Source organism: Litorilituus lipolyticus (assembly GCF_006439335.1).
In the GTDB taxonomy this organism is placed as follows: Bacteria; Pseudomonadota; Gammaproteobacteria; order Enterobacterales; family Alteromonadaceae; genus Colwellia; species Colwellia lipolytica.
In genome coordinates this window covers 154,382-171,818 of record NZ_SAWY01000036.1, presented here as the reverse complement: position 1 = coordinate 171,818, position 17,437 = coordinate 154,382, and the positions used below count along the sequence as shown (strand labels likewise).

The following is a 17,437-nucleotide window of genomic DNA, read 5'->3' as shown; positions in this document are numbered from 1 at the left end:
GGGATGGTTAGCGATAATAAACATATCATCGTACATATCTCTTTGTTTTCCCTTACTTTGCTTAATATTGTTTTTAATTGAGATATCTATGACACTGTCTAAATCGATCATTAGCCTTGCTATCGCTTCCGCTTTATTTAACGTTTCCGCCTTCGCCAATGAATTATCAAGTAATGATACTGATGATATGGAAGTAATCACCGTTAGCAGTGATTTTCGCCAGCAAAACCTCCAATCTACACCATCATCGTTATCTGTACTTACTGCTGACGATATTAAATTGCGTAATGCACAGCATTTGGAAGAGCTAATTGCCATTAGCCCTAATGTCAATTACGCAAGTGGTTCTCAACGAGCTCGTTATTTTCAAATACGTGGCATTGGTGAACGTAGTCAGTTTAAAGAGCCTATTAACCCATCAGTGGGTATGATAATTGATGATGTCGACTTTACCGGCATCGGCAGTATCGCCACATTATTTGATGTTAGTCAGGCAGAAGTATTTCGTGGACCTCAAGGTACCCGTTTTGGCGCCAATGCCCTTGCAGGTATGATTAACATTCAAACTAATGTACCAACAGAGGAATTTGAAGGTGCTATCAAGCTCGATTTAGGCAACTATAACACTGCAGGTCTTGGCGTTGCCTTATCAGGCCCTGCAACCGAAAAAATCAACTATCGCTTTGCCATGAATAAACTTGTCAGTGATGGTTATATGGAAAATATCTTCTTAAACACTGAAGATACCAATAACCGTGATGAACTTAATATACGTGGCAAATTATCAATTGCAGCAACAAACGACCTTACCATTGATTTAACTGGCTTTTATTTCGATTTCAACAATGGTTATGATGCTTTTTCATTAGACAACAACAGAACCACCTATTCAGATGAACCTGGTTTTGATGAGCAAGAAACTACAGCACTAGCAGCTAAATTTACTTACGATGGTTTTGATAATTTTACTTTTGTCTCTATCCTCACGGCTGCAGACTCAGATCTTGGTTACGGATATGATGAGGATTGGGCTTATGTCGGTATCTCTGATCCTGACGTTATTGAAAATCCTGATTATGCTTATTGGGAGTACACTTCAACGGATCACTACTATCGAGAAAAGTCATCTCAATCACTTGAATTTAGAGCACTTTCAAAAGCAGGTAGTGAACTCTTTAATGGTAGTACTTCATGGGTTGCAGGCCTTTACTATAAGAGCGATGAAGAAGACTTACTTCGTCAGTATACTTATGCAGACAGCGATTTTAGCTCCAATAATCAAAGCGACTCTTTTGCCCTTTACGGTCAGTTTGATACTCAGTTAAATACAAAACTTACCTTAACGACTGGCTTACGTTTAGAAAATCGCGCTGCAGATTACCAAAACTCCGATCTTTTTACTGATGATACCAGCGACACTATGGTTGGTGGAAAAGTCGTATTAGCTTATCAAGCAAGCAATGACAGTCTTTGGTATGGTTCAATCAATCGCGGGTATAAAGCTGGCGGACACAATACTGATGGCAGTTTATCTGAAGAGTTTCGTAGTTTTGATCCTGAATACCTTGTGAACTATGAAATTGGCTATAAAGTCTCTTTATTGAATGATGATGCTTATTTACGTACTGCCATGTTCTATATGGACAGAACAGATATGCAGGTTAAATCATCACAAACAATCGTAAGAGAAGACGGTAGTACTGAATTTATCGAGTTTTTAGGAAATGCCGCTACAGGTAATAACTATGGCCTTGAACTTGATGCAGCTTGGCAAATCAATGAGCTTATTGATATTTATGGTTCTCTTGGCTTATTAGAGACTGAGTTCAACGATTTTACTGATTCTCAAGGTCAATCACTAAGCGGTGAAGCTCAATCACACGCTCCTTCTTATCAATTTAATCTTGGCTTTAATTATCGCCCATCAGACGCTTGGTTAGTTAACATCTCCGTTGACGGTAAAGATGAATTCTACTTCTCAGATACCCGCTATTATGATGGTGAACGAATTAGCAAAGCTGACTTAACTTCAGAATCAATCGTGTTACTTAATGCTTCAATATCATACTTGGCAGAAGCGTGGCAGCTTAAACTGTGGGGCCGTAACTTAACTGATGAAGACTACGCAAACCGTGGTTTTTATTTCCCTAATGACCCACGTGATGGCTATACTCCAAAACAATACACTCAATTATCTGAACCATTAGTGTTTGGCGTAACCTTTGATTATCAATTTTAACTAGGTGAACTGATGAACATCTCCATTGAATTAAGTTTGTATCCACTAGCAGAGCAGGAATTCAAGTCCGAAATCTGGGCTTTTATTAAACGATTACGTCAAGTTGACGGCTTAAAGGTAGTTACCAACGGCATGAGTACACAAGTATTTGGTGATTATGACTTAGCCGTCAAACATGTCATGGAAGAAATCAAGCTAGTTCATGAAAAGCTTGATGCTGCCGTGTTTGTCTGCAAATTTATTAATGGTGATCGCTCACACGTAGAAGCGGAAAGTTAATGTCGGAAATACTTAATTACTTCACTAATTTGCCCTTGCTAGAGCTAACAGCCATGCTGTTAGCGCTAGCCTATGTGATTTTAGCGGCTAAAGGCTCTTTATGGTGCTGGCCAGCCGCATTTATCAGCACTGCTTTGTATACCTATATTTTTTACGACGTATTGCTCTTAATGGATAGTGCCTTAAATGGCTATTACTTAGTCATGGCGGTCTATGGTTATTGGTGCTGGCAACAAAAACCTAGCAATAACAATGATAGTGATACGGCACTAGCTATCGTTTCTTGGCAACTAAGCTGGCATATAAAAGCTTGCTTAATCTTAGCTGTAATAGCTAGCGCACTCGGCTATTTCATGGCTAATTATACGCCAGCGGCCTTTCCCTACTTAGATACCTTCACTACCGTTTATGCGGTATTTGCCACTTATTTAGTGACGCAAAAAGTATTAGAGAACTGGCTGTATTGGATAGTGATCGATCTAGTGTCCATTTATCTTTATATCGAAAAATCACTCCTGCCAACAGCCGTACTTTTTGTTATTTATGTAGTGATTGCTGGATATGGCTATCTAGCTTGGCGCAAGCAATATCAACACAAAAAAATAACACTAGAGCCAGCTATTTTAGGTGAAAATTAGCAAATAAAAATGCCAGATAAATACTTAGCACAGCTGCAACAACTCCCTTGTTTTACTGTAGTTGAACAGATTGACCCCATCACAACAGGCTTAAGTCAGCCAAGTTATCGGGTCTTTGCTGATCACAAGCACTATTTCGCTAAATATGTGGCGCAGCCATACCTAAGTGACGAATTTGCCATTAGCCAAATTACCGCTAAAGAAAATTTGAGCCCTCGAATTATTTATCGTGATAAGCACTGGTTAATTAGCGAGTTTATTCGCAGCAAAGATATATACCAAACAACGCAGCCACTAGTGGATAGTATTAGCAATGCAGTAACATTGATGACTCGATTTCATCAACTCTCTGTTCCCTGTGAACCTCTCGATGTTACCGCCATCTATAACGGCTTAATCAAATCAAAGCAAAATCACTACAGTTCGCAACATCTTGCTCTATTTCAGCAATTAATAGCTACCATCAAAATCAACACTGATGCCACTAGCAAGCAAGTCAATTGTCATGGTGACTTAAATTTCAACAATATTCTAATGGATGAAGCAGGGCGTAACTGGTTAATTGATTTTGAGTGTAGTTGTAAGGCGCCTGCCGAATTTGATATTGCTATGCTCGTTGCTGTAAATGAATTACCACACTCGCATATTACTGCGATAACCAAGCAGTACTTAGCAGAAAAGCCACAGAATACACTCAGCCTGAAAGTAATTAACTACTTTCTTCTGTTTAGCTATTTAATCAATAGTTTATGGTATAACAATAAAAGAATTACTGAACAAGAATATGGTGAAAAGTTTGCCGTTTTAGCTAAGGCACAGTGGAAAAATTTACAAACGCAAATCATAAAAATGGAGCTACCCCTAGATAGCTCTATTTTAACTAAGCTTATTTAACGGTTTGCGTATAAAATTCAGAAATATATTGACCACCTTTGATTTTAGCGATCAAGCGCAATTTATAACTATCGCCTTTACCACTAGCTACATTTCTTAAATGTGTAGGGCTCTGCCAATAGTATGGGCTTTTTTGCATACCTAGTGGGTAAGGTGTCATCTTATCACTCTTATCTACCAAAAATAACGTAGCGCTATCTAATGGGAAAGTAGAGTTAATTTCTGTGATGCCTCCTTTATCTGAAACATTAATCTTAAACTCTCCCGAACTAAGAATGCAGTTTTGATTAATAACGTCACAATGTCCTTCAGTGACCAACTGTATTAATTTAGTTTCTTGTGCCTGATTCTCTTTATATAAGTCAGCGCCAATATAACCGAATATGGCTAAAAAAGGAGCCACCATAAAAGCAAGTTTAGTATGTCTATTCATCGCATTTTCTTCTTATAAAATTTTAGGCGTTTACTCATCACATTAATAACAAATTTAGGTCATTGATACAAACAAAAGCGTATTTTATTCAATATGTTATCTTAGTATATAAAAAGGCCAGACGACTTAGTTACTCTGGTCGGCTGGCCTTAAACTTTATAATTCAATGGGAGTATGAATTATTTGTCACTTAGCTTAGTGATCGTGTGCAGCACCTGCACCTGTTGGTATACGCATATTGTCAACAATATCTTGAATATGCGCTGGTGCTGGACCAGTTGCTTTCAATACTGCGAATGCTACACCGAAGTTCACTAATGCACCTACTGAACCGAAGGCATTTGGAGAAATACCGAAGAACCAGTTAGGACCCATATCACCTAAGAATGATGTACCTGGGATGAACATAATGCCTTTGTGTTGGAATACGTATAGCATTGTTACACCAATACCTGAAATCATACCCGCTATCGCAGCTTTACCAGACATTTTCTTAGAGAAGATGCCCATCATTAGTGCTGGGAAGATACTTGATGCTGCTAAACCAAATGCTAGGGCAACTGTACCGGCAGCAAATCCTGGTGGATTCATGCCGAGATAACCCGCAAATAGAATGGCAATGGTCATAGTGACACGCCCCGCTAATAGCTCATTCTTCTCAGACATATCAGGTACAAAAACACCTTTCATTAAATCGTGAGATACTGATGAGGATATCGCTAATAATAAACCTGCTGCTGTTGAAAGTGCTGCAGCTAAACCACCCGCGGCAACTAAAGCAATAACCCAGTTAGGTAAGTTAGCAATTGCTGGGTTAGCTAGTACCATAATGTCACGGTCAACTTTTACCATTTCATTAGTTTCAGCATTAGCTGTGTACTGAACTTTACCATCGCCATTTTTATCTTCAAACTTCAACAGACCTGTTTTTTCCCAGTCTTTGAACCACTGTGGACGCTCGTCATATACAAGGTTTTCACCTGCTGCTGGTTCAATGGTGTTCATTAAGTTGAAACGAGCCATAGCACCAACTGCTGGAGCAACAGTGTAAAGTAAAGCGATACAGATTAATGCATAACCTGCAGACTGACGTGCCGCTTGCACTGAAGGTACAGTAAAGAAACGCATGATTACATGAGGAAGACCCGCAGTACCAATCATAAGTGACATAGTGTAAGCGAACATATTTAATGTGCCACCTAAGTTACCTGTGGTGTACTCTTTAAAGCCTAAATCAGTCACTACCATGTCTAACTTATCTAATAAGTAAACACCGCTACCGTCAGCTAACGTAGAACCTAAACCTAATTGTGGAATCGGGTTACCTGTTAATTGAAGAGAAATAAACACTGCTGGAATTGTGTAAGCAAAAATCATTACTACATACTGTGCGATTTGCGTATAAGTAATACCTTTCATACCACCAAGTACTGCATATACCCAAACAACAACCATACCGATGACTAGACCTAAATCGTAATCAACTTCTAGGAAGCGAGAGAATGCAACACCTACACCTTTCATTTGACCAATAACATAAGTTACTGAAGCAATGATTAAACAAATAACCGCCACAATACGTGCAGTTTTTGAATAATAACGGTCAGAGATAAACTCAGGTACAGTAAACTTACCATGTTTACGCATATATGGCGCAAGTAACATAGCTAGTAATACATAACCACCGGTCCAACCCATCAAGAAGACTGAGCCACCGTAACCTAAGAAAGCAATTAAACCTGCCATTGAGATGAATGACGCTGCAGACATCCAATCGGCACCAATTGCCATACCATTTTGAAATGGTGTTATACCACCACCTGCTACATAGAAATCACTAGTTGAACCAGCACGTGCCCACCAAGCGATACCAAAATACAACGCGAACGTACCAAAAACGGCGATGTAAGTATAAAGTTTTAACTCATCCATTCTTAGCCCTCCGAGTGATATTTTTGATCAAGCTTGTTCATTTTGGCGCCATACCAAAAAATCAAACCTAAAAATGAATAAATTGAACCTTGCTGTGCAAACCAAAAACCAAGTTTGTATCCACCTAAACGAATTGCATTTAATGGTTCTACTAAAAGTAGACCTAGACCAAATGAAACCGCAAACCAGATTGCAAGACAGATAAAGATCAAGCGCAGGTTTTCCTGCCAATATGCTTCTTTATTTTCCACAATAGTCTCCTAGCGACGTAGCGTTTTTTGTATTGTTATTACGCTGTTTATAGTAATAATTATTTAGTTAAAGTCTGGATATAGATTTTTGTCTGAGCTTATTGTGCAAAAAGACACAGTGGCAAAAATCCATATTCAACTTCGACTATAAAAGACACTAACAAGCTTTCTTGTAACGAGATATTAAACTTTAGTCTAGATCAAAGTTTTCCTTGATTATTTTATCCAGTCTAATTCAATCTAAGACTCTATTTTTACTGGCCTTAACGCTTTTCAACCCCTTATATCACCTAAACACTGCAACTTTAGTCTAAATTACCCTATTTACTATTGCGTAACCCATAACAACCCTCTAAATTATCCATGTCACTCACCTATGCTATGTAATGAGCACTATGGACACTGAACTTTCAGAAATATCAGCTTTTATACAAAGTATTCCTCCCTTTGATAGCTTACCTAAACAAGTGCTTGCGCAGCTTGTTCGTGAATTAACCATAAATTACGTCAGAAAAAATGAAGCCTTACCACCACAAGGTATTACTGACCCTAGACTCTACATCTTGAGAAAAGGTGCCATTAGCTGTTTATCAAGTGGTAATGAATTGATTGCCCGATTAGGTGAAGGTGATTTATGTACAGCATTTTGCAGTGAAGATATTGCCCAACAAGATGGAATACATATTGTTCAAACTGATGAAGATAGCTTAGTTTATAGTGTAAGCATTGAAGTACTAGCTGATATCGGTGAAAGATTCCCTAGCATTAGCGATTTTTTCAGTAACGACTCAGCTCAACGACTGAAAAATAAAATGAATAAGGTGAACGAAGAAGCCATCATGGCGTCCACCTTAATGAATACCTCGGTAAGCAACTTTTATCAATCACCTGTAGAAACCATAGAATGCTCTAGTTCGATTCAACAAGCCGCTATTCAAATGACTGAACAGGGCTATTCCTGTTTAGTCGTCGTTGATGGCGAAGAACCTGTTGGTATTGTCACTGATAAAGATATTCGTCGCCGCTGTGTTGCTGCAGGGCTCTCAACCGAGCAAGCGATCAGTGAAATAATGACCACAGATATGTGCACAATAGACATTAAAAATAATGCCTACGATGCATTGATGACCATGACCGCCAAACACATTCATCATTTACCAGTGACTAAATACGGTAATCTTGCCGGAATGGTCAGTGTCACTGATTTAATTAATAATGAAGGTCATAATGCTATTAATTTATCTAGCATTATCCACAAAGCCAACTCTTTAGAAGAGTTAAAGCAAATCAGTGACTTATTACCAAAATTACAAATACGTTTAGCAAAACTTGGCAGTAGTGCAGATCATGTTGGTAAAAGTATTAGTGCTATCACTATGGCATTTACCAAGCGTCTTATTGAAATGGCTGAATATAAATTTGGCCAAGCCCCTGTACCTTATGCTTGGTTAGCTGCAGGGTCGCAAGCAAGACAAGAGCAACTGGCACATTCCGATCAAGATAATGCCATTATAATATGCGACACCATGAAACCCTATGATGATGCATGGTTTGAGAATCTAGCCAATTTTGTCTGTGATGGCTTGGCAGAATGCGGCTTTATTTATTGCCCTGGCGACATTATGGCAACTAACCCCAAATGGCGTCAGCCACGTAAAGTATGGCAAAGCTATTTTACTGACTGGGTTGAAACCCCAAGTCCTAAAGCATTACTAAACAGCAGCGTCTTTTTTGATTTAGATACTATCTACGGTGATAAAACATTACTGGAAGACGTTCGTCAAAATATGCTTAAAAGCACACAAAAGAGTACCTTGTTTATTGCTCATTTATCGAAAAATGCTTTAGGACTAAGGCCGCCTTTAGGCTTTTTTAGAGACTTTGTTTTAAAACCTAATGGTAAGCACAAAGCTACACTCGATTTGAAACATAATGGCATTGCGCCTGTTGTTGATTTAGCTCGAATTTATGCTCTTGCTGAAGGTATAAGTGCCGTAAACACCATTGAAAGAATTCAACAAGCTGCTGGCACTCGCTCATTAACAAAGGCTTCGGCGGAAAACCTGATTGATGCCTACGAATTTTTAGGCATGTTACGTGTTGAGCATCAAGCGCAAAAATTAATGCGTGGTGAAGAACCAGATAATTATTTATCGCCAAAAGAAATTTCAAAGCTTGAACGAGAACACTTAAAAGATGCCTTCAAAGTCATTAAAACGTTGCAAGATGCAAGACAATCGAGTTTCTAATGACTAGTGCCACCATCGCAAATAATGCATTACTTAATTGGCTAATCGGCTATGAAGCTAAGCGCAAGAAGCTATTACATAAATTACCTGACGGAGCACTGAAAGATTTCCTTTCAGTGCCTTTTCCTGATTTAAAGACGCCTATTCAACAAATACCAATACTATCTGTTGATTTTGAAACCACAGGCCTTGATGCCAAACAAGACAAATTGCTCAGTGTGGGTTTTGTTGAAATCGACCACCAACAAATTAAATTGAATTCGTGCTATCACCAAATCATCAAGACCAAGGCACAACTTGAAGAAAGCAACGTAATTATTCACCACATCACTGATGAGCAAAAAGATCGCGGTGAAAAACTGCGCATCGTTGTTGAAGCGCTTCTTAAAGCCTTAACAGGCAAAGTCATGCTGGTGCACTTTGCCCGCATTGAAAAGCAGTTTTTGCAGCAAGCCTGCTTTGAACTTTATGGTGTAATTCCGCCATTTCCGATGATAGACACTTTAGTGCTTGCAAAGCGAAAGCTTGATAAGCGAGATGTCGCTTACGACCCATCTGAATTAAGGTTATCTAACCTAAGAAATAAATATAAACTTCCTGAACATCACGCGCACAACGCCTTAAATGATGCCATTGCTACAGCTGAACTTTATCTTGCCCAAACCAGTAAACAACGTAAAAAGCAGCAAATTACGCTTAAAGATATCTTGCTATAACTTTCACTTCGAGCTCTATTTTATTCAACGTAGCTCTATTCTTTGTGTTTTTATTTCCTATCACTACTTTTAGTCTTTTTGACCCATTACTACGAATTAATTCGTAAATAATTTTGACTCTACGCAATCTTTCGTACATAGTGAAGTTGTCGTTTATTTTTTAAACGACAAGTTGAATACCTACCAATAATTACAATTAAAATTCAAGGAAGCACATATGCGAAGAAGAAAATTACCTACCGAACAAGATGCTCAAGTAGACATGACCCCTATGTTAGATATTGTCTTCATTTTATTAATATTTTTTATTGTGACCACCTCATTTATTAAGGAAGAAGGCATTATGGTTAACCGGCCAAAAATGAATAAATCAAATTCACCTTCAGCGCCTGCCATGTTAATTCAAATTAATGAATCAGGTGTCACTACTTTTAATGGTGATTTAGTAGATATAGAACGAATTCCTGCCAGAATAGAGAGCTTCATCGCGACAAATCAAAGCAACTCGGTCATCGTTATCCCTGCGTTTGATACTAACCATAATGATGTTGTTCAAGTACTTGACCAAGTAAAACAATTCTCGCAACTAACTATTTCCATTGGAAAATAGTTCACCTACTTAACTGCCATGAATAATTAACAAAAAGTTGATTAGAATTGAAAAAGAAATGAGTAAATTATGCTCTTCCTTTGCTATCTTAGGTTACAATCAAGACATACTTATAAATACAAAATGACACCAAGTTAGCAAAGGAATCTCATGAACAACTTACTTATTGCAGGTAGCCAAGGCACGCCACTTTCAGTTATCGAGAAATCAGAATATAACGATTGGTTAGCAAAACAAGATCAAGCTAGCCAAAACTGGTTAAAAAATATTAATTACACTGGCGATGGCTTGGCCATTTTTCCTAATGAGGCCGGTGAATTAACACAAGCATTATTTGTGGTCAGTGATGCTAGCCACTACTTTTCCTGTGGTGATTTAATCAATCAATTACCTAGTGGAAACTACCATTTAAATGCTGATGAGAAAAATCATCCAGCAATTTGTTTTGCTTGGTTAATAGGTGCATATCAATTTGATAGATACCTCAGCAAAAAGAATGAAAAGACGTTACCGATATTATCTATCAATAATCAACAAACCGTCGACGCAGCAATCAATTACGTACAAGCAACGAGCTTAGTCCGTGATCTTGTCAACACACCCGCTGCCGATATGATGCCTGAAGATTTAGCACATGCAGCACAAGATTTAGTTGATGAGTTTGGTGGCAATGTTAAACACACTATCGGTGATGAATTATTAGAACAGAACTACCCAACCATTCATGCTGTTGGTCGCGCTAGTGTTCATGCACCACGATTGATTGATTTAACTTGGGGTGACACCAACCACCCTAAAGTAACCTTAGTGGGTAAAGGTGTTTGTTTTGATAGTGGTGGTCTAGATGTAAAACCTGCCGCCGGAATGCGCAATATGAAAAAAGATATGGGTGGTTCTGCTCATGTTCTAGGTTTAGCGCGATTAATTATGGCAACTAAATTGCCTATTAACTTACGAGTATTAATTCCAGCGGTAGAAAATGCCGTATCAGGTAATGCACTTCGCCCGGGTGATGTTGTTGTTACACGTAAAGGAATTAGTGTAGAAATTGATAATACCGATGCTGAAGGCCGCTTAGTATTATGTGATGCCTTAGCAGAAGCAGAAAATGATAACCCAGACTTAATCATAGATTTTGCCACCTTAACAGGCGCTATGCGTGTTGCTTTAGGTGTTGAACTGCCTGGATTTTTCTCAACCAGCGATGAAGTTGCTGCAGGTATTACCTTAGCTGGTAGCAAAAACACTGACCCAGTATGGCGTATGCCACTGTATACCCCTTACCGTGACTTATTGAAAAGTACCGTTGCAGATATGACTAACTGTGCAACGGTTCCGTTTGGTGGTGCAATTACTGCCGCACTTTACTTACAAGACTTTGTGAATAAAGATACTGATTGGGTTCACTTTGATGTAATGGCGTTTAATATTCGCCAACAATCGGGTCGTCCACTAGGTGGTGAAGCTTTTGGTGTTCGCGCCGTGTTTGATTATCTAGAACAGCGCTTTAAATAGAGCTAAAGCGCTTTAGCCTTCTACAAGCCGCCATAATTATTGGCGGCTATCTTTTACCAGTTATCATTGTACCCACCTCAGCACAAACTGAGATAACAACGCTTTCATATTAACTAACCAACTAATTTTATAAAAGAAATTAGTATTGCACTCGATTTATCATGTCTTTAGTATAATGCCCATTATCTGGTAACTAAGAACTGATAACTAAAACGAATAACTGCAAAAGCTACCAGTTCATAGCACATTATTTTATCAATAGGGAAATAGATGAAACAAATTATACTCACTGTACTTTTATGGATGTTAATGCAGCCATGTTTCGCCACCGAGAACATAAGTACCCTTGGAAAACATCATATCATCGGCATAAACTTAGGCGTTGGTAAAATTACTACCGATTTACCTATAGAGCAGGATGATAACGAGATTTCCTCTGGTATTTATTACGGTTATAAATATGATACAAACTGGACTATTAATGCCGGAATATCTGAAGGGGATAGTATTGGTTGCGCAATACAATGTGTAGCAGATACCAATCTTTATCGGAAAATAAAATACAAAAGCTATCTATTAAATCTAAAAGGCTCTATTCCATTAAGTAATCGTTGGTCTATGTTTGGCAAGATTGGCGCCAATTATTATCAGTCTGAGTTTAGTGGTGAATATCGCGCCAAAATTTCGGAGAATGGTGTCGGGGCATTATTTGCCGCTGGATTTGAAGTGCGTGCTTTTAATGGTGTTGGTTTTGCTTTTGAAGCTAAGCGATTATCAATGGGTGATATAGCGGCAACAAATTATACTTTGAATTTCAGCTATATGTTTTAAAGCTTTCTTTGCGATTAAATCACCAGCGTTGTATTTATTCGTTTTGTTGCGAACAAATCAGTGAACCAAATGATAAACAACTAATTTATATGATATTTATCGTATATTTGTTCAAACACGCCTGCTGTAGATAACTCCGTGATGATCTTATCAACTGTATTTCTCAAAGCTTCATCTTTAAAAGCCATATGACTGTATACATCAGGCCAAAGTCGATGAATAGTAAAGTCATTTCTCTTTATATTCATGCCATTGCTGTATTGTTTATGGGTTAGGTCGTATAAGAAGATATTAATATCACCTATTCGCACTTGCTTTTTACCCGTTGCCAATAAATAAGTCGTCTCTTTCGGGTGTGAGTATTCAGCATAATTAGGATTATTTTTGGCAATAATATCTAGCTCTTTGCCAAGTAACTCTTTTGCTCCTTGATATGCAGCAATAGACAAGTTTTTCAAATCAGATACTTGCTCAATTACAAGGTTTTTGCTCTTTTGAGTTACCGCTACATCGGTATACCTGAATATTGGTTTAGAAAGGTGGCCTTTGACCTCAGAGCCAGCAAAAATATTGCATGCTACATCCAGTAATTTGCCCGAATTAATTTCATGAGCTAAGCGGCTATTACTCATAAAAATAAATTTGACTTGGTATTCAGGTAATTTTTCAAAAATAGCTTCTGTAATTTCAAGAAAGAGTCCAGACTGATCTTCCTCAACAAAAAAAGGGGGAAAATTGCCAACACCTATCTTTAACTCTTGCTTTGCAAACAGTTGAAATGATGCACTGAACAACATGCAAAACAAAATTCCTTGTAAAAATCTCAACATATATCCACTGTAGAAAAGCTATTTATAAATTTAGTATAACCAAGTGGTTAAAAAATAAAACCTTTGTTTTCTTATTAAGTAGTGCAAATCAATAATTCTCATGAAAGCACAAGCTAGTTATATAGTTGATTATTACATAAGGCTACAAATGTCTATTTAGTCTCAATTTTATCTCCATTTATCGAATTATTAGAATTCTTTATTGGTTTGCTTGCTAAAAACACATAAAATCAAGGGGTACTTTACTAGGATTTCCCGTGATCTAATGTAAGGGGTCATTACAACATGATGGTTAATACATTAGATTGTTTACTAGGACAAAGAATAGGAACTCAAATGAAATTGAAGATGAAATCAATTAAGCAAGCCCTAGCATTAGGATTAGGCTTACTTAGTTACTCTGCCTTAGCAGCTGAAAATACCATTACTGCTGAAAACTTAGCGACTTTACAAAGTGTAGGTCAAGTGCAAGTAAGCCCTGACGGCGAAAGCATCGCTTTTACTCGCTCAATTCCACGTGAAATTTACGTTGAAAAAGACGGCAAGAACTGGGGTGAATTATACTTAGTTGATGACAAAGGTGTTGAGCGCCCTTTCATCACGGGTAAAGTGAATATCCGCAATATCCAATGGTCACATGACGGTGCTTTCATTTACTTTTTAGCGAAGATGAAAGGCGACAAACACACCGCTTTATATCAAATCGCTTCAGATGGCGGTGAAGCACAGAAGCTTATCGGCTTAAAGAACACAAGTGTTAACTATTACACCTTAAGCGAAGACAACAAACAAGTCGCTATTTTAGCGAAAAAAGCCAAAGATAAATCAATTAAAAAATTGAAAGATCTCGGCTTTAAAGCAGAAGTTTATGAAGAAGATTTAACAGACCAATACCTATATGTTGTTGACTTAGCAAAAGCAGATAAGCCTTTAACACCAACGGCGTGGGATATTAAAGATTACGTTTCAGGCGTTCACTTTTCTCCTTCAGGTAAGAACTTATTGGTTAAAACACAGCCAAGTGCTCTTATCGATGATCAATACATGCGTTCACAGTGGCACTTAGTTGACGTTGAAAAGCAAAGTATTACTACGTCTTTTGCAACTGAAGGTAAGCTTGGCACAGCTGAATTCTCTCATGACGGTCAATACATAGCTATTTTAGGTGCTCAAGACAAGCACGACCCTGCGACTGGCAGACTTTACCTTGCTGAAACAAATACAGGTAAAATCAAGGAATGGTTACCAAATTTCATGGGCCATGTAAGCGACATTGAATGGGCAAATAAGCGCAACGAATTATACTTCATTGGTAATATCGATACGCAATCTATCGTCGGCAAAATTAAAGCTAGCTTAACTAAATACAAAACCGTTGTTAAAGGTGGCAAGTTCATCGCTGGTAATTTAAGCATTTCAGATTCAGATAAAACGGTAGCATTACGAGGTAATACTGCCAATCATCCAAATGAAGTGTTCATGTTGCGTGGTAAAAAGACGACACGTTTAACTGATTCAAACGAATGGTTAAACGACGTTAAATTTGCTAAACAAGAAAGCATTACCATTAAGGCGCGTGATGGTGTTGAAATTGGTGGTGTACTTGTTTATCCACTTAACCATGAAGAAGGCAAACGTTACCCGTTAATTATGTCTGTACACGGTGGCCCTGAAAGTCATGACAAGGATGGCTGGGTAACTGCATATTCACGTCCTGGTCAGCTAGGCGCAGCGAATGGCTATGCGGTTTTCTACCCTAACTACCGTGGCAGCACAGGTAAAGGCGTTGATTACTCAAAACTAGGTCAAAACGACTATGCAGGTAAAGAATTTGATGATTTAGTTGATTTAAAAAATCACCTAGTTGATATCGGTCTTGTTGACGTGAAGAAAGTAGGTATCACTGGCGGTTCATACGGTGGCTATGCTTCAGCTTGGGGTGCAACTAAATTAACTGAACATTTCGCAGCGAGTGTTATGTTTGTTGGTATTTCTAACCAATTATCAAAATTTGGTACTACTGATATTTCAAACGAAATGCACTTAGTTCACGCTCGTTCTTACCCTTGGGAAAAATGGCAATGGTACTTAGAGCGCAGCCCTATTTATTGGGTTGGTCAATCTAAAACACCATTACTAATTATGCACGGTAAAGAAGATCCACGTGTTCACCCTTCACAATCAATGGAGCTTTACCGCTACATGAAAGTTCGCGGTAAAACAGTACGTTTAGTTTACTACCCAGGTGAAGGTCATGGTAACCGTAAAGCAGCAGCAAAATATGACTACAGCTTACGCTTAATGCGCTGGATGGATCATTACCTGAAAAATGATGGTAAAGAAATGCCTGCACATGAACTACCGCATGCGGAAAACTTAAAAGCTAAAAAAGAAAGTTAATTTAAGTTATATCATTGTATAAAATTAAAAAAGCTGTCTGATGACAGCTTTTTTATTGGCAAGTTATAGCTACACACAAAAGTACAATAATATTCGCTAAATTGCGTGCCATCAAAATTTAACATATGCTGCTCGCTAAAAAACTGACCAAAGTACCTTATATGTTAAAACGTTTATTATTATCATTTTGCTTTCTATATATTTTTACTGCCCCTAGTGCTTTTGGCAATATGCTAGGCCAACGTATTGAAATTGATTCTCAAATATTAGGTGAAGAAAGAGCATTGCAAATTCTTCTTCCTGAAAACTATCAAGCTGATAAAACAGCAACTTATCCTGTTATTTACCTTATGGATGGCGATTACAATTTTAACGCTGTTGCGGGTATGCTTGATCTACTCGCCAATAAAGGTCAGCGGATTCCTGATGTGATTTTAGTAGGCATCGCCGATAAAGGAACACAAAGTTATCGCACCTATATGACCCCTAATGCTATTTCAACATTGCACGATAAAAATGTTAAAGGACAAGCAAATAAGTTCTTATCCTATCTCACTGATGAGGTACAACCTTATATCGACAAAAAATATAGAACTGCGCAGCACTCTACTATTGTTGGTCACTCAATGGGGGGACTCTTTGTTTTAAATGCACTTATTGAACAACCAACTTCGTTTAATAACTATGTCGCCATTAGCCCTTCCGTATGGCTGGATGAAAACGCGATTGTTAACCATGCTAAAAAAAAGTTAAGTATTGATGATGAGCATCCCGTTTCGTTATTTCTCTCATTGGGTGATGAAACTCAAATGGGTCAATATGACTTCATTAATGTGCTCGATTTAACTCAACCGGCAAACTTAACTTGGTCATTCAAACATTACCCTGACGAAAACCATAACTCAGTTGGAGTTATTTCAATCAGAGATAGTTTAAAAACATTATTTAATGATTGGTATATCTCTGAAAAGCACTTAAGCACAATGAAATCCTCAGATGATATTGTTAATCATTATCTACAAGTGATGACAAAATTTTCTTTTCAACAAAGTTTACCAAGCGCAAGCATCAAAACGATCATGAGAAATCATTATCGCCAGAAAAAGCAACAAAACCTACCGGCGTTTATTAATAAAGCAAGTCAATCCCTACCTGAAAGTAAGCGTTCACTTATTTCAATGCAAGCAAGCTATGCTGGTCATTTTGACTCACCTGCTGCTGAACTCGCCTTATTGAAGTCAGTTGAAGTTGAATATAAACATGTCATAGAGCACATTAAAAGCATTGCTAACAGCTACGAAAATCTGGGCGATATAAAAACCGCCCACCATTATTATCAAAGGGCATTAGTCGTAGCCATGCAACAAAAAGCGCAGCAATGGCAGCTAAACATCATTAACGCAAAGATTAATGCAACAGATAAATAGGCTTAATACTGCTAAGTGAGCATAGCTAACTTAGCAGTTTCCTCTATACTTCTAGTCATGGGTAAATTTGATCTCAGTCAAATTACAACTAATGTCTAATCACCTGATCATTTATTTCTATACTTTTAGTGTTATTCTGCTGAGATAACAAGTAAAAAGGAATAAATTCAGCTGCTTTCAAGGACTGGCAGCA

15 protein-coding genes are annotated in these 17,437 nt (G+C 38.0%); 11 read left to right on the top strand and 4 right to left on the bottom strand.

Annotated features, from left to right (window positions below; genetic code table 11):
- Nucleotides 1-88 precede the first annotated feature (88 nt).
- The 4 genes from EPA86_RS14205 to EPA86_RS14190 are packed head-to-tail and all read left to right on the top strand — an operon-like array spanning nt 89 to nt 4,050.
- Nucleotides 89-2,239 (top strand): TonB-dependent receptor, encoded by a 2,151-nt coding sequence (locus EPA86_RS14205; protein WP_140604740.1) that lies wholly within the window; start codon nt 89-91, stop codon nt 2,237-2,239.
- Between the two features lie 12 nt (nt 2,240-2,251).
- Nucleotides 2,252-2,518 carry a hypothetical protein gene (locus tag EPA86_RS14200; protein ID WP_140604738.1) on the top strand — a complete coding sequence of 89 codons (267 nt, stop codon included), beginning with the start codon at nt 2,252-2,254 and terminating at the stop codon, nt 2,516-2,518.
- Nucleotides 2,518-3,156, top strand: a complete 639-nt coding sequence (gene pnuC, locus EPA86_RS14195) for a nicotinamide riboside transporter PnuC (RefSeq protein WP_140604736.1) — start codon at nt 2,518-2,520, stop codon at nt 3,154-3,156. Before EPA86_RS14200 ends, pnuC begins: the two co-directional genes overlap by 1 nt.
- A gap of 9 nt (nt 3,157-3,165) precedes the next feature.
- Entirely contained in the window at nt 3,166-4,050 is an 885-nt protein-coding gene (locus tag EPA86_RS14190) for a phosphotransferase (protein WP_140604734.1), read from the top strand.
- Here EPA86_RS14190 and EPA86_RS14185 read toward each other — a convergent pair.
- The 3 genes from EPA86_RS14185 to EPA86_RS14175 form a co-directional block, all read right to left on the bottom strand.
- Nucleotides 4,043-4,483 (bottom strand): hypothetical protein, encoded by a 441-nt coding sequence (locus EPA86_RS14185; protein ID WP_140604732.1) that lies wholly within the window; start codon nt 4,481-4,483, stop codon nt 4,043-4,045. The genes EPA86_RS14190 and EPA86_RS14185 overlap by 8 nt on opposite strands.
- Before the next feature lie 195 nt (nt 4,484-4,678).
- Entirely contained in the window at nt 4,679-6,415 is a 1,737-nt protein-coding gene (locus tag EPA86_RS14180; protein ID WP_140604730.1) for a sodium:solute symporter family protein, read from the bottom strand.
- A 2-nt stretch (nt 6,416-6,417) separates the two neighbouring features.
- Nucleotides 6,418-6,666: a DUF4212 domain-containing protein gene (locus EPA86_RS14175; protein ID WP_118959723.1), complete on the bottom strand. Its 249-nt coding sequence runs from the start codon at nt 6,664-6,666 to the stop codon at nt 6,418-6,420.
- A gap of 395 nt (nt 6,667-7,061) precedes the next feature.
- Here EPA86_RS14175 and EPA86_RS14170 point away from each other — a divergent pair, with 395 nt between their 5' ends.
- The 5 genes from EPA86_RS14170 (at nt 7,062) to EPA86_RS14150 (ending at nt 12,587) form a co-directional block, all read left to right on the top strand.
- Nucleotides 7,062-8,915 (top strand): putative nucleotidyltransferase substrate binding domain-containing protein, encoded by a 1,854-nt coding sequence (locus tag EPA86_RS14170; protein WP_140604728.1) that lies wholly within the window; start codon nt 7,062-7,064, stop codon nt 8,913-8,915.
- Nucleotides 8,915-9,631: an exonuclease domain-containing protein gene (locus EPA86_RS14165; RefSeq protein ID WP_140604726.1), complete on the top strand. Its 717-nt coding sequence runs from the start codon at nt 8,915-8,917 to the stop codon at nt 9,629-9,631. Before EPA86_RS14170 ends, EPA86_RS14165 begins: the two co-directional genes overlap by 1 nt.
- A gap of 217 nt (nt 9,632-9,848) precedes the next feature.
- The gene (locus EPA86_RS14160; protein WP_140604724.1) at nt 9,849-10,241 is read left to right on the top strand and encodes an ExbD/TolR family protein; all 393 of its coding nucleotides are present in this window, start codon (nt 9,849-9,851) and stop codon (nt 10,239-10,241) included.
- Nucleotides 10,242-10,391: 150 nt separating this feature from the next.
- Nucleotides 10,392-11,756 carry a leucyl aminopeptidase family protein gene (locus EPA86_RS14155; RefSeq protein ID WP_140604722.1) on the top strand — a complete coding sequence of 455 codons (1,365 nt, stop codon included), beginning with the start codon at nt 10,392-10,394 and terminating at the stop codon, nt 11,754-11,756.
- Between the two features lie 270 nt (nt 11,757-12,026).
- Nucleotides 12,027-12,587: an outer membrane beta-barrel protein gene (locus tag EPA86_RS14150; RefSeq protein ID WP_140604720.1), complete on the top strand. Its 561-nt coding sequence runs from the start codon at nt 12,027-12,029 to the stop codon at nt 12,585-12,587.
- A gap of 80 nt (nt 12,588-12,667) precedes the next feature.
- Here the strand turns inward: EPA86_RS14150 and EPA86_RS14145 are convergent, their stop codons facing one another.
- Nucleotides 12,668-13,384, bottom strand: coding sequence for a substrate-binding periplasmic protein (locus EPA86_RS14145; protein ID WP_246058403.1), 717 nt, complete (start codon nt 13,382-13,384; stop codon nt 12,668-12,670).
- 381 nt (nt 13,385-13,765) lie between these two features.
- Between EPA86_RS14145 and EPA86_RS14140 the strand changes: the two genes are divergently transcribed.
- On the top strand, nt 13,766-15,817 hold the full coding sequence (locus tag EPA86_RS14140) for an alpha/beta hydrolase family protein (RefSeq protein WP_140605031.1): 2,052 nt from the start codon (nt 13,766-13,768) through the stop codon (nt 15,815-15,817).
- A gap of 161 nt (nt 15,818-15,978) precedes the next feature.
- Entirely contained in the window at nt 15,979-17,244 is a 1,266-nt protein-coding gene (locus EPA86_RS14135) for an alpha/beta hydrolase (protein ID WP_140604716.1), read from the top strand.
- Nucleotides 17,245-17,437 lie beyond the last annotated feature (193 nt).

Excerpts from the sequence above, each read along its gene's own strand:
- EPA86_RS14205 (WP_140604740.1), top strand. The coding sequence starts at position 89 with ATGACACTGTCTAAATCGATCATTAGCCTTGCTATCGCTTCCGCTTTA.
- EPA86_RS14200 (WP_140604738.1), top strand. The coding sequence starts at position 2,252 with ATGAACATCTCCATTGAATTAAGTTTGTATCCACTAGCAGAGCAGGAA.
- pnuC (WP_140604736.1), top strand. The coding sequence starts at position 2,518 with ATGTCGGAAATACTTAATTACTTCACTAATTTGCCCTTGCTAGAGCTA.
- EPA86_RS14190 (WP_140604734.1), top strand. The coding sequence starts at position 3,166 with ATGCCAGATAAATACTTAGCACAGCTGCAACAACTCCCTTGTTTTACT.
- EPA86_RS14185 (WP_140604732.1), bottom strand. The coding sequence starts at position 4,483 with ATGAATAGACATACTAAACTTGCTTTTATGGTGGCTCCTTTTTTAGCC.
- EPA86_RS14180 (WP_140604730.1), bottom strand. The coding sequence starts at position 6,415 with ATGGATGAGTTAAAACTTTATACTTACATCGCCGTTTTTGGTACGTTC.
- EPA86_RS14170 (WP_140604728.1), top strand. The coding sequence starts at position 7,062 with ATGGACACTGAACTTTCAGAAATATCAGCTTTTATACAAAGTATTCCT.
- EPA86_RS14165 (WP_140604726.1), top strand. The coding sequence starts at position 8,915 with ATGACTAGTGCCACCATCGCAAATAATGCATTACTTAATTGGCTAATC.
- EPA86_RS14160 (WP_140604724.1), top strand. The coding sequence starts at position 9,849 with ATGCGAAGAAGAAAATTACCTACCGAACAAGATGCTCAAGTAGACATG.
- EPA86_RS14155 (WP_140604722.1), top strand. The coding sequence starts at position 10,392 with ATGAACAACTTACTTATTGCAGGTAGCCAAGGCACGCCACTTTCAGTT.
- EPA86_RS14150 (WP_140604720.1), top strand. The coding sequence starts at position 12,027 with ATGAAACAAATTATACTCACTGTACTTTTATGGATGTTAATGCAGCCA.
- EPA86_RS14145 (WP_246058403.1), bottom strand. The coding sequence starts at position 13,384 with ATGTTGTTCAGTGCATCATTTCAACTGTTTGCAAAGCAAGAGTTAAAG.
- EPA86_RS14140 (WP_140605031.1), top strand. The coding sequence starts at position 13,766 with ATGAAATCAATTAAGCAAGCCCTAGCATTAGGATTAGGCTTACTTAGT.
- EPA86_RS14135 (WP_140604716.1), top strand. The coding sequence starts at position 15,979 with ATGTTAAAACGTTTATTATTATCATTTTGCTTTCTATATATTTTTACT.